We start from the raw sequence: 12,120 nt of genomic DNA, 5'->3' as shown, positions 1-12,120 counted from the left end.
TATAAAGTGAAGAAAATATTGATCGCTAACCGGGGAGAAATTGCCGGACGAATCGTTAAAACGTGTTCGGAAATGGGAATAGAATCTATTGTGGTCTATTCGGATGCTGACAAGGAACTTCCCTACGTTCAGCAGGCCACTCGTGCTTATCATCTGGGAGAACCCCCGGTCATTAAATCTTACTTGAACCAGGACAAAATCATTGAGATTGCACAATCTGAAAAGGTTGATGCGATTCATCCAGGCTATGGATTCCTCTCCGAGAACGGGGAGTTTGCTAAAAAAATAGAAGAACTGGGCATAACGTTCATCGGTCCGTCCCCGAACGTAGTGGAGGCCATGGGAGACAAAGTTCAGGCGAGAAAAACCATGGAGAAAGCGGGTGTCCCTGTTGTCCCTGGAACGACTGAACCGATTGCGGATGTAGAAGAAGCGGCATCTATCGCTGGCAAGATCGGCTATCCTGTTATGCTTAAGGCAAGCGCAGGAGGCGGCGGGATTGGTATGGTCCGCTGTGACGATGAAGAAACCCTTCGAAAGCAGTTCCTCTCCAGCCAGCAGCGAGCTAAAATGTATTTTGGCAGCGACCGTATGTTTATAGAGAAATTTATCAGCCCTGCCCGCCATATTGAAGTTCAAGTATTTGGAGACAGCCAAGGAAACATCATCCATTTGTTTGAAAGAGACTGTTCCATTCAGAGGAGGCATCAAAAAGTCATTGAAGAATCACCTTCACCTTATTTAACTGAGAAACTGCGTGGAGAAATGGGTGAAGCCGCAGTGAAAGCTGCTCAATCTGTTTCCTATACGAATGCGGGAACAGTGGAATTTATCGTTGATGGCGATGGGCATTTTTATTTTCTTGAAATGAATACCCGTCTTCAGGTCGAACACCCCGTAACGGAAATGACGACCGGGTTGGATCTTGTGAGATGGCAGATTGAAGTGGCTTCAGGAAAATCGCTCCCGCTCCTGCAGAATGAAGTGCAGCAGAAAGGCCATAGTATGGAATTCCGCCTATATGCAGAGGATCCTGTTAAATTTCTTCCTTCACCAGGAAAAATTGAAGTTCTTTCGTTCCCTCAAGGAGAAGGAATCCGAATTGATGCAGGTTATGCAGCAACAAACACTGTCTCTCCGTTTTATGACCCAATGATTGCGAAAATTATTGTAAGCGATTCCAACAGAGAGCAGTGCCTAAAGAAAGCAGCTGAGTTTTTTAACGAGTTTGAGGTCAGAGGGATAAAAACAAATGCCCCTCTTTTTATAAAGGTTCTTGAGGATCCTGATTTTCAAAAAGGGGTCTATACGACAGGTTTTTTAAGTGAGAAGCCAAAGGTTACAGAACAATAAAATACGTAGGAGTGTATGAGAATGAAACAGGTTATCGCATCAATGGCAGGAACAGTATGGAATATTGCTGTATCAGAAGGAGACCAGGTATCAGCGGGACAGAGTGTGATCATCCTCGAATCAATGAAGATGGAAATACCGGTCGAAGCAGAGTCGGCAGGGACAGTAGAAGAGATTAAAGTAGCGGTTGGAGATTTCGTAAATGAAGGAGACGTTCTAGTTACTCTGGCTTAAGGTTACGGAGAAAAACTGAACGAGCGCTCACTCTTTAACGCGGATGGAGGGATAACGATGGATTCAACGAAGACAGAATCGTCCTATGAAGTACTTGTCAGCAAGATTAAAGCAGGCGGTGCGGAAAAATATCATGCTAAAAACGCCTCTCAAAACAAGATGTTTGCAAGAGAACGTCTCTCGCTGTTATTTGATGAAGGTGAATTTCATGAAGAAGACGGACTGTTTGCAAACAGCCAGGCGGGAGATCTTCCCGCTGATGGTGTCATCACGGCAACGGGCAAGGTAAACGGACAGACGGTATGTGCGATGGCGAATGATTCTACGGTTAAAGCGGGCTCGTGGGGTGCCCGGACTGTGGAAAAAATTATTCGTATCCAGGAAACAGCACAGCGGCTGAAAGTTCCGATGTTTTATCTGGTCGATTCTGCAGGTGCACGGATTACCGATCAGATTGACATGTTCCCGAATCGCAGGGGAGCTGGAAGGATTTTTTATAATCAGGTAAAAATGTCAGGCATGATTCCTCAAGTATGCCTCCTTTTTGGACCTTCTGCTGCAGGCGGAGCATACATTCCTGCATTTTGTGACGTTGTTATCATGGTTGACCAGAATGCGTCCATGTATCTGGGCTCACCAAGAATGGCTGAAAAAGTAATCGGCGAAAAAGTTACCCTGGAAGAAATGGGCGGAGCAAGGATGCACTGTTCGGTGAGCGGTTGCGGGGATATCCTCGCTGCAGATGAAAAAGAAGCGATCAGCTATGCGAGAAAGTACCTTTCTTATTTTCCGGCCAATTACAAGCATAAGCCTGCTTTTACAGAAGAGAAGGCGCCAGTTTCTGGAAGAGAGATCAGCGATATCGTGCCAAAGAACCAGAACGTGCCTTTTGATATGTATGAATTTATCAGCAGAATTGTGGATGAAGACAGCTTTTTTGAGATGAAGAAGCTTTTCGCTGCAGAAATTGTTACCGGTTTTGCAAGAATAAAGGGCCGCCCGGTCGGATTGATTGCCAATCAGCCAAAAGTGAAAGGCGGAGTGCTGTTTGTTGATTCAGCCGATAAGGCCGCTAAATTTATCACGCTGTGTGATGCTTTCAATATCCCTGTTATTTTCCTGGCGGATGTACCTGGTTTTATGATTGGTACGAAAGTAGAAAGAGCGGGCATTATCCGCCATGGAGCCAAGCTGATTGCCGCCATGAGTGATGTCACGGTTCCTAAACTGTCTGTTATCGTAAGAAAAGCCTATGGAGCTGGACTTTATGCGATGGCTGGTCCTGCGTTTGAACCGGACTGCTGTATCGCGCTTCCTACCGCGCAAATTGCTGTTATGGGCCCAGAAGCTGCGGTAAATGCAGTTTATTCAAACAAAATTAATGAGATTGAAGATCCGAAAGAACGCGTGATGTATGTCCAGCAGAAACAACAGGAATACAAAGAGCATATTGACGTGTATAAATTGGCTTCTGAGCTGATTATTGATGATATTGTTGAACCTTCTGCTTTAAGGGAGACGCTCTATCACAGACTGGTCTTTTTTGAATCAAAAGATATGGTGTTTAGTGAAAGAAAGCATCCTGTCTATCCGGTATAAAGGATCCCTCCGCTGTTTTTGGCGGAGGTCTTTTTTGTGTCAAGATATGATAATATGAAAAAAATACGACGATACATAGGGATTAGGAGGAGTCCATGAAAATTGCCATAATCGGAGGAGGATCCATCGGCCTGCTCCTCACAGCATTTTTTTCAGAAGAAGGCCAAGAGGTTACAGTTTGCACAAGGACGAGCCAGCAGGCAAACGCCATCAAACGAAATGGTGTGATCTGCAGGTCCGTTTCAGGTACTGAAAAAACATATCCAGTTTCTGCGAGTCTGATTAATGAATACAAAGAAGAACCGCATTATACGGTTGTTTGTGTAAAACAGCATCAGCTGCCTGCTGTCTATGCTATTTTACGTTCCAGCCAGAGGTTTTTAGACAGTACACTGCTCTTTATACAAAACGGAATGGGGCATGTGGATTCATTGGATTCCCTGCCCCAGCAGAATATTTTGGCCGGCATCATTGAACAAGGAGCGCTTAAGATCAGTGATCATGAAGTGCGGCATACCGGAAATGGGAAAATTAAGCTCGCCTCTTACCGGGGCGGCATTGACAATGCATTTTGGGGAAGAATGATAACAGGAAACTTCAGTATTGAATCAAAAGACAGGCTTGATTCCATCATGAAGGAAAAACTTGTGGTAAACAGTGTGGTCAATCCATTAACCTCATTGTTCCGTGTTCAGAATGGTGACATTGAGCGGAATGCTCATTTAAGAGTAATGGCGAAACTTCTTTTTGAAGAAGCCTGTGGGGTTTTAGGTATTGGAGAGACGGATGCTCTTTGGGAGCATGTAAGGAATGTCTGCAGAAGAACAGCGGATAATCGGTCTTCAATGTTAAGGGATATTGAAGAAGGACGAAAAACAGAGATCGAAGCCATCAGTGGATATCTTCTTATGGTCGCTGATCATAAGGGGATGCATCTTCCTTACACGAAGTTTGTCTATCATGGAATCAAGGCATTAGAACCATAAAAGCCCAGTGGTTCACCTTCTATTGAATGTTGTTCTTTATTTCGCATAAGTTACAATGAAGACTCTTGTTTTGTTTTCTTAATTTCTGTACTTTTCTCCGAGCATTTCATTTTGGTGATGAACCTGTAGTTTGCTATACTCTATAAGCAGTTGTATACATAGAGAAAGGACGTACTTATATGAGGATCGATGAATTCCCTCTTCAAGATAAAAACCAAATAGCCGCATCATATTCAGCTGCTGATCCTTCAGTGGAAAACCTCTATGATTACAATGGGTTTACTGCTGAAATGATGGAACAACGGATTTCGGATATCGGCAGCAGAGAGTATGAACGAGAAAAATTGGCGAATTATCTTTCTGATTATAATTTTCAATTTTCCTGTTCAAAACAAACCTTAACCAACATCGAAAAACTAAGAAACCCTAAAAGTGCAGCAGTGATCGGCGGACAACAGGCGGGATTGCTTACCGGCCCGCTTTTAACCATACACAAATGCATCAGCATTATACAATTTGCCTGTATTCAGGAACGGCAGCTGGGTGTTCCTGTCGTTCCTGTCTTTTGGATTGCTGGTGAAGACCATGATTATGATGAGATCAATCATGTGAATGTCGAACGGAACGGAGTCCCTAAAAAACGCTCCCTTCCACCGGTTAGCCCGTTAAAGACTTCTGCAACCTTAATGGAGTGGGATAGCGTGAAGGCGGCGGAGTGGGCTGAATCTGTTTTTAGGGAGTTTGGAGAAACGGAATTCACAAAAGAAGTACTTTCAAAAGTAAAAGAGATCTTCAAATCTTCTAAAACAGCGGTTCATTCGTTTGCTCAATTTATTACAGATCTATTTGGTGAATACGGTTTGGTTTTAGTGGACTCTGGGGAACCGCATTTTAAGCGGCTTCAGACAGATACCTTGGAAAAAATGATTCTTCGCAACATAGAGGTGGATGAGGCTTTTGCTGCTGGCATCGAACAATTAACCGGTCGAGGGTTTTCTGCCCCGGTAGAGCTTCAAGAGAACAACGCCCACTTGTTTATCTATCATAATGAAGAAAGACTGCTGTTATTTCGGGATGATAGCGGTAACTTCCTCACGAAAAATGAGGAAGTAACCATCACCTCAGAACAGCTCATGGCTAATGCCAAAGAAAAGCCGGAACTCTTCAGCAATAATGTTGTGACCAGACCTGTCATGCAAGAAAGCCTGTTTCCTGTCTTGGCATTTATCGCAGGATCGGGCGAGATTGCGTACTGGTCTGCACTTAAAGAAGTATTTCATCTTTTTAGCTTTAAGATGCCGCCTCTAGTACCCAGGCTTTCCATGACCATCGTAACTGGAAAGAATGAAAAACAGCTGAAAGAAACAGGGTTGAAAGTGGAGGATGTTCTGCGGGAAGGAACCGAAGTACACAAACAGTCTTGGTATGAAAGCCATAAACCAATCGATACGAAAGGTGTCTATACGGAGACATTGACCAAGATCGAGGCGGCTCATACAGAACTGAAAATGCTGGCCCTCACTATTGATCCTTCTCTTAAGAGGCTTACGGACATAAATCTAAACAGAATCAAGAATGAAGTTGATTATCTGCATACAAAAATGGAGCGGTCCATGAAAAAGGAATTAATGGAGCCTCTTGCTTTGTTCGATCATCTGCAGTGCGATCTCGCTCCGGATGGTGTGCTTCAGGAGAGAGTTTGGAATGCTTTTTCATACATTAACCGCTATGGAACAAATTGGATTAAACAGCTAACAGAGCAGCCTCTTGAATTCAATGGCAAGCATAAACTTGTATATGTACGTTAAATTAAAAACGAAATAAAAAGATAAAAAAAATCCTGCCCTACAGCAGGATTCTTTTTTTTGTTAGCGAATAATTTGTTAGTGGTGAAAAGTGGGGCAATGTGGTAGAGTTAGGGTAGAAAGTGGGGGATGTCCTATGTTCATGGGTGAATATCAGCATAACATCGATGAAAAAGGACGTATGATCATTCCCGCTAAATTTCGTGAAAACCTTGGTTCAACCTTTATCCTAACCCGTGGGATGGACAAATGCGTATTCGGTTATCCTCTTGAAGAATGGAAAGTGATCGAGGAGAAATTGAAGAGTTTGCCATTCACAAAAAAAGATGCAAGAGCTTTCACCCGCTTCTTCTTTTCCGGTGCAGCAGAATGCCAATTGGACAAACAGGGGAGAGTAAACGTGGCACCTCAGCTTAGAGAGTACGCCAACCTCGAAAAAGATTGCGTAGTGATAGGTGTTTCGAATAGAATTGAAATTTGGAGCAAATCAATTTGGGAAGAATACTTCGCAGCTTCAGAGGAATCCTTCGGTGAAATCGCTGAAAGCCTCATGGATTTTGATTTGTAGCCAAATGAAAAACTCTCTGACTTTATACACAGGAAGGAATACATCATGTTTGACCATATTACCGTACTTAAAGAAGAAGCCGTTAATGCCTTAGATGTGAAACCGGATGGAATTTACGTTGACTGTACACTTGGAGGAGCAGGCCACAGCCGACTCATACTCTCAAAACTGACATCAGGCCACCTGTATGCTTTTGACCAAGATGACACGGCCATTGAACATGCAAAAGCTGCCCTTGAGGAATATGAAGGAACTTTCACCATTATTAAAAGCAATTTCCGTTACATTAAAGAAGAGCTTTATAATCATGGGATTGAGAAAGTAGATGGAATTTTATTCGACCTGGGTGTATCCTCGCCGCAGTTGGATGAAGCAGATCGGGGATTCAGCTATCAGCACGATGCGCCGCTAGATATGAGGATGGATCAGACGGCTCAGCTGTCTGCCCATGAAGTAGTTAATGAGTGGCCTTATGAGAAGCTAGTGAAAATCATTTTTCAGTATGGAGAAGAGAAGTTCGCTAAGCAGATAGCAAGAAAAATTGAAGCTGCCAGGAAAGATCGGACGATTGACACAACTGGAGAACTTGTGGACCTGATCAAGGATGCCATACCTGCACCAGCCAGGAGAGCTGGCGGGCATCCAGCCAAAAGAACGTTCCAAGCCATCCGAATCGCAGTCAATGATGAATTGAACGCGTTCGAAGAAGCATTGGAGGATTCTATAGAGCTGCTTTCGATCGGCGGTAGACTTAGCATCATTACCTTCCATTCACTGGAAGACAGAGCCTGCAAAACGATTATTAAAAAGCACAGTACCGGACCGTCCCTGCCTCCAGGTTTGCCGATCATACCCGAAGAATTTTTGCCGGTATTAAAAAACATAACAAGGAAGCCGATACTACCACGTGAAGAGGAAATTGACGTTAATAGGAGATCACGATCGGCCAAACTGCGAATAGCAGAAAAACAAAAATAAAGGAGAGTTATGGGTTGAGTAATTTAGCGTATCAAACACAGAGACAGTATCAGCAAGAATCAAGACAAAAATATGTCCAGCAACAAGCACAACCGAGAATCAGAACCCCACGAATAACAAAAGGAGAAAAGTTCCTTTGGGTTTTTGCCTCCCTTTTGCTTATTGCAGGCGCCATTTTCATGGTGTCAAACTACGCCTCAATCTATAAAGTGAACTCCAGCATCGAATCCGTTCAAAGTTCGATCAACTACGAAAATAAAGTAGTGGATGATTACAAACAGCAGGTCACAGAACTAAGTGCACCCGACCGCATTCTTAAAATTGCAAAAGAAAAGCTAGGGATGACGCTTAACGATAAAAACGTAAAAGTGCTTGAAAATTAAGGCGGAGTATTGAACTATGGAAAATAAGTTTAAATTTAATTGGGGAGCAGGGGTTATCATGTTAGTTTTCATCCTGCTCTTTTTTGTGTTGATAGGAAGATTTTTTTACATCGCGTATACGAAACACATTGAAAATGTTGATTTAAAAGCCTATGCAGAAGAAAAATGGACGAGGCACAAAACCCTTGATGCCAACCGGGGGACCATCTTTGACCGCCACGGGCAGGCAATCGCCAAAGATATTCCATCCTATACTGTAACAGCCACACTTGACAAGAAGTATCCGACCCATATTAAGGATCCTGCAGCGGCTGCTTCCAAGCTGGCAGGTGTCCTGGATGCAGATGAAGGGACGATCGAAGAAGCGCTGAGCAAAAAGAAATTGTTTGAGGTCCAAGTTCCCGGCGGCAGAAAGATCAGCCACAGCGATAAAGAAAAAATAGAAAAGATGAAAATAGCCGGTATTGATTTTCGGCCGGAAACGAAACGATATTATCCAAACCAAACGTTTGCTCCTTACGTGATCGGCTATACGAATGAGCAGGGGGAAAATGAAATATCTGGGGCTTTCGGTCTTGAGAAAACGCTTGATAAATATTTAAAAGAAACAAACGGAAGCCTGTCGTTCAAGAGTGATACGAAAGGCGTAAAGCTTCCGGATCCAGGAGAAAAGATCAAGAAACCGAAGAACGGTTCCAATGTATACTTAACTCTCGATGAGAAAATCCAAATGGTGCTCGAACAGTCGATGGATAAGGCGAACAAAAAATATAAGCCTGAAAAGATTATCGGTATTGTAGCCGATCCGAAAACGGGCAGGATATTGGCCATGAGCAACCGGCCGGCTTTTAATCCGAACAAGCGGAACATTAAAGACTTTACGAACCTTGCCATCTCAGATCCTTACGAGCCAGGATCTACGATGAAAATCTTTACATTGGCGGCTGCAATCCAAGAAGGGGTGTACAATGGCAATGAAACTTATAAATCAGGCCAATATAAGATTCCCCACAACCGTCCGATCAGCGATCATAACAAAGTTGGCTGGGGAACGATCACCTTCAATGAAGGGGTTCAAAACTCTTCCAACGTGCTATTCTCCAAGCTTGCGAGAGAGAAGCTAGGCTATGACCGGCTTTTAAATTACTTGAAAAAGTTCGGCCTGGATCGTCCAACCGGCATTGATCTGCCGAATGAAAAATCCGGAAGAATCCTCTACAACTATGAGATTGAAAAACTCACCACCGCATTCGGACAGGGGACAACAGTAACACCAATCCAGCAGATCCAGGCGGCAACAGCAATAGCGAACGGCGGTAAAATGATGAAGCCGTATGTGATTGACAAAGTGGTGGATCCCTCCGACAAAAAAGTGCTGCTGCAGCACAAACCGGAAGTGGCAGGAAGACCGATTTCAGAAAAAACATCAAAAGAAGTCCGCGATATTTTAGAGACCGTTGTTACGAAAGGAACAGGAAAGCCTTATCAGATCAAAGGGTACTCTGTCGCTGGCAAAACAGGTACAGCACAGGTGGTAGATAAAGAGACTGGAAGATATGCTCACGGATGGGGACAAAATGTTTTTTCTTTCATGGGTATGGCTCCTAAAGACGATCCCAAGCTGCTCGTCTATGTCGCTGTTGACCGCCCTCATTTAAAGAATAATGAGCTCGGATCTTACCCGGTGTCAGACGTCTTCACTACAGTTATGAAAAACAGCCTTCAATACTTGAACATTGAACCTGAAGATGAAAAAGAAACAAAAAGAAAAATTTCCGACAGTTCAATCAAAATCGATGATTACAGCGGTAAGGAGTCTGCAAAAGCTGAAGATGAACTGAAACAGAAAGGGATGAAAGTGCTGACCCTTGGAAGCGGAAGCCAAGTCATCTCCCAGCAGCCCTCTGCCTCTTCAGGACTGCTTCCTGGAGAGAGGGTCATCCTTCGGACAAAAGGTGATGTACAGATGCCGGACCTTACCGGATGGTCTTTGAGAGATGTCCTGAAATTTTCAAAGATCATGGACATCGACGCCTCCGCAGAAGGTTCAGGTTTTGCATCGAAACAGAGTTTGAAAAAAGGATCGGTAATCAAAGATAAAGATTACCTGACAGTCGAGTTTGAAAAGCCTCAGATGCCTTCCGTGAATCTCAGCGATGAAAGCGGAGGCGGAACAGAATAGATTGGCGGAATGGCACACTGCCATTCCGTTCTAATCGCCTATGTACAAGCATATATTGAAACGAGCCATGTGGAGGAGGTAATCATGTGCGTGTTTCAAATGTGACGGTACGTAGGCGGTTAATTTTTGTTCTTACCTTTGGGCTGATCTTCTTTTTTATTATTGGAGTCAGGCTTGGTTATGTACAGTTTGTAATCGGAGACTGGCTGACAGGCAAAGCACTTGACTCATGGAGCCGGAATATTCCGTTTGAACCGCAGAGGGGTGAAATTCTGGATCGGAACAATGTGCCGCTGGCAACCAACATCAGTGCGCCTACTGTCTTTGTGATACCAAGACAGATCAGCGATCCTGTTCAAACGTCTGAAAAATTAGCAGCCGTGCTGGATATTTCCCAGCTTGATGTATATAAAAAAATCACAAAGAAATCTTCCATCATCCGTCTGGACCAAGGCGGCAGAAAGATCAGCAATGAAAAAGCGAATCAAGTCCGTGAGCTAAACCTGCCTGGTATCTTTATTGCTGAAGACAGCAAGAGGCACTATCCTTTCGGCAGCTATCTCTCCCATGTGTTGGGTTTTGCCGGGATCGACAACCAGGGGCTTATGGGACTGGAGCTCTATTATGATAAACAGCTAAAAGGAACAAAAGGACATGTTTCGTTCTTTTCTGATGCGAGGGGACGCAGAATGCCCTCGTTATCGGATGATTATGAGCGGCCAAAGGATGGTTATAACCTCAAATTGACCATTGACTCAAAAGTACAGACCATCATCGAACGCGAACTGGACATCGCGCAGGCGAAATACAATCCTGATGGAGCAGTAGCCATTGCGATGAACCCGAATACCGGTGAGATCCTTGGCATGTCAAGCCGGCCTGACTTTGATCCCGAAGAATACCGCCGTGTTGCGCCGGAAGTGTATAACCGAAATCTGCCGGTATGGGCAAACTATGAACCCGGTTCAACATTTAAGATCATTACGCTGGCAGCGGCCCTGGAAGAAAATAAAGTTAATCTCGAGCACGACCACTTTCATGATCCTGGATCTATTGAAGTTGGCGGCAGGAAACTGCGCTGCTGGAAAAGGGGAGGACATGGCAGCCAATCCTTCTTGGAAGGAGTTCAGAACTCATGCAACCCTGGATTTGTTATTCTCGGGCAGCGTCTTGGCAAAGAAAAACTGTTCTCCTACATTCAAAAGTTTGGATTTGGCCAGAAAACGGGTATCGACCTTCAAGGAGAGGGAACAGGAATATTGTTTAACCTGAAGAACGTAGGGCCGCTCGAGCTCGCAACGACCGCGTTCGGCCAGGGGGTTTCAGTTACGCCGATCCAGCAGGTTGCAGCGGTATCCGCTGCGATTAACGGTGGTTATCTGTATGAGCCATACATTGCCAAGGAACTGGTTGATCCAGCAACCGGGAAAACGGTGAGCAGGCAGACGCCAAAACTAAAACGGCGTGTCATATCAGAGAAAACATCCAAAGAAGTCCGGCATGCACTTGAGACCGTTGTGGCACAAGGTACTGGCGGCAATGCGTTTGTAGATGGCTATCGTGTAGGCGGAAAAACAGGGACAGCACAAAAAGCTAAGAATGGAAAATATCTTCAGAACAATCATATTGTATCGTTTATCGGTATGGCTCCTGCAGATGATCCGCAGATCGTTGTTTACGTTGCGGTCGACAACCCGAAAGACACCATTCAATTCGGAGGTGTAGTTGCTGCGCCGATGGTTGGAAAGATTGTGGATGACTCCTTACGAGCGATGGGGGTAGAGAAGCGGAAGAACCAGATCGAAAAGAAAAAAACGTGGCAGGATCAGGAGCTGATCAAAGTGCCCAATCTTGTAGGCAAGTCGACGAAAGAAATCAAAGGCTTGCTCTATGATTTGAAAATCCAAAGCTCCGGACGAGGGCAATATGTAGTAAAGCAAGCACCGGAACCTGGAGTTAAACTAAAGCCGGGTTCAGTTATTCGCCTGTTTTTGGGTGACAAACCGGATAGGTAGGATTAAAATAGACTTGA

General features: G+C 44.3%; 10 protein-coding genes. All 10 read left to right on the top strand.

From position 1 onward, the window contains the following. Positions 1-6: 6 nt before the first annotated feature. The 10 genes from OKX00_RS13825 to OKX00_RS13780 all read left to right on the top strand — a co-directional run bounded on the left by OKX00_RS13825 (position 7) and on the right by OKX00_RS13780 (position 12,103). Positions 7-1,353, top strand: a complete 1,347-nt coding sequence (locus tag OKX00_RS13825) for an acetyl-CoA carboxylase biotin carboxylase subunit (RefSeq protein WP_265407731.1) — start codon at positions 7-9, stop codon at positions 1,351-1,353. Between the two features lie 21 nt (positions 1,354-1,374). Continuing rightward, the gene (locus tag OKX00_RS13820; protein WP_053354592.1) at positions 1,375-1,587 is read left to right on the top strand and encodes an acetyl-CoA carboxylase biotin carboxyl carrier protein subunit; all 213 of its coding nucleotides are present in this window, start codon (positions 1,375-1,377) and stop codon (positions 1,585-1,587) included. A 57-nt stretch (positions 1,588-1,644) separates the two neighbouring features. Next, entirely contained in the window at positions 1,645-3,186 is a 1,542-nt protein-coding gene (locus OKX00_RS13815) for an acyl-CoA carboxylase subunit beta (RefSeq protein WP_265407730.1), read from the top strand. A 95-nt stretch (positions 3,187-3,281) separates the two neighbouring features. Then, positions 3,282-4,172, top strand: coding sequence for a ketopantoate reductase family protein (locus tag OKX00_RS13810; protein WP_265407729.1), 891 nt, complete (start codon positions 3,282-3,284; stop codon positions 4,170-4,172). A 179-nt stretch (positions 4,173-4,351) separates the two neighbouring features. Beyond that, positions 4,352-5,980, top strand: a complete 1,629-nt coding sequence (gene bshC, locus OKX00_RS13805) for a bacillithiol biosynthesis cysteine-adding enzyme BshC (RefSeq protein WP_265407728.1) — start codon at positions 4,352-4,354, stop codon at positions 5,978-5,980. 133 nt (positions 5,981-6,113) lie between these two features. Then, positions 6,114-6,545, top strand: coding sequence for a division/cell wall cluster transcriptional repressor MraZ (gene mraZ / locus OKX00_RS13800; RefSeq protein WP_062231616.1), 432 nt, complete (start codon positions 6,114-6,116; stop codon positions 6,543-6,545). A 45-nt stretch (positions 6,546-6,590) separates the two neighbouring features. Next, positions 6,591-7,523 carry a 16S rRNA (cytosine(1402)-N(4))-methyltransferase RsmH gene (rsmH, locus tag OKX00_RS13795; protein ID WP_265407727.1) on the top strand — a complete coding sequence of 311 codons (933 nt, stop codon included), beginning with the start codon at positions 6,591-6,593 and terminating at the stop codon, positions 7,521-7,523. Between the two features lie 14 nt (positions 7,524-7,537). Beyond that, positions 7,538-7,906 carry a cell division protein FtsL gene (ftsL, locus tag OKX00_RS13790; RefSeq protein WP_265407726.1) on the top strand — a complete coding sequence of 123 codons (369 nt, stop codon included), beginning with the start codon at positions 7,538-7,540 and terminating at the stop codon, positions 7,904-7,906. Between the two features lie 58 nt (positions 7,907-7,964). After that, positions 7,965-10,088, top strand: a complete 2,124-nt coding sequence (locus OKX00_RS13785; RefSeq protein ID WP_265407725.1) for a penicillin-binding protein — start codon at positions 7,965-7,967, stop codon at positions 10,086-10,088. Positions 10,089-10,174: 86 nt separating this feature from the next. Then, positions 10,175-12,103 carry a stage V sporulation protein D gene (locus OKX00_RS13780; protein ID WP_265407724.1) on the top strand — a complete coding sequence of 643 codons (1,929 nt, stop codon included), beginning with the start codon at positions 10,175-10,177 and terminating at the stop codon, positions 12,101-12,103. Positions 12,104-12,120: the final 17 nt, after the last annotated feature.

It is taken from the genome of Fictibacillus sp. KU28468 (genome assembly GCF_026153615.1).
GTDB lineage: Bacteria > Bacillota > Bacilli > Bacillales > Fictibacillaceae > Fictibacillus_C > Fictibacillus_C marinisediminis.
This window is presented reverse-complemented; position numbering and strand designations above follow the sequence as displayed.

Bases quoted from the DNA above. Each gene is read 5' to 3' on its own strand.
- OKX00_RS13820 (WP_053354592.1), top strand. From the start codon at position 1,375: ATGAAACAGGTTATCGCATCAATGGCAGGAACAGTATGGAATATTGCT.
- OKX00_RS13815 (WP_265407730.1), top strand. From the start codon at position 1,645: ATGGATTCAACGAAGACAGAATCGTCCTATGAAGTACTTGTCAGCAAG.
- OKX00_RS13810 (WP_265407729.1), top strand. From the start codon at position 3,282: ATGAAAATTGCCATAATCGGAGGAGGATCCATCGGCCTGCTCCTCACA.
- bshC (WP_265407728.1), top strand. From the start codon at position 4,352: ATGAGGATCGATGAATTCCCTCTTCAAGATAAAAACCAAATAGCCGCA.
- mraZ (WP_062231616.1), top strand. From the start codon at position 6,114: ATGTTCATGGGTGAATATCAGCATAACATCGATGAAAAAGGACGTATG.
- rsmH (WP_265407727.1), top strand. From the start codon at position 6,591: ATGTTTGACCATATTACCGTACTTAAAGAAGAAGCCGTTAATGCCTTA.
- OKX00_RS13785 (WP_265407725.1), top strand. From the start codon at position 7,965: ATGTTAGTTTTCATCCTGCTCTTTTTTGTGTTGATAGGAAGATTTTTT.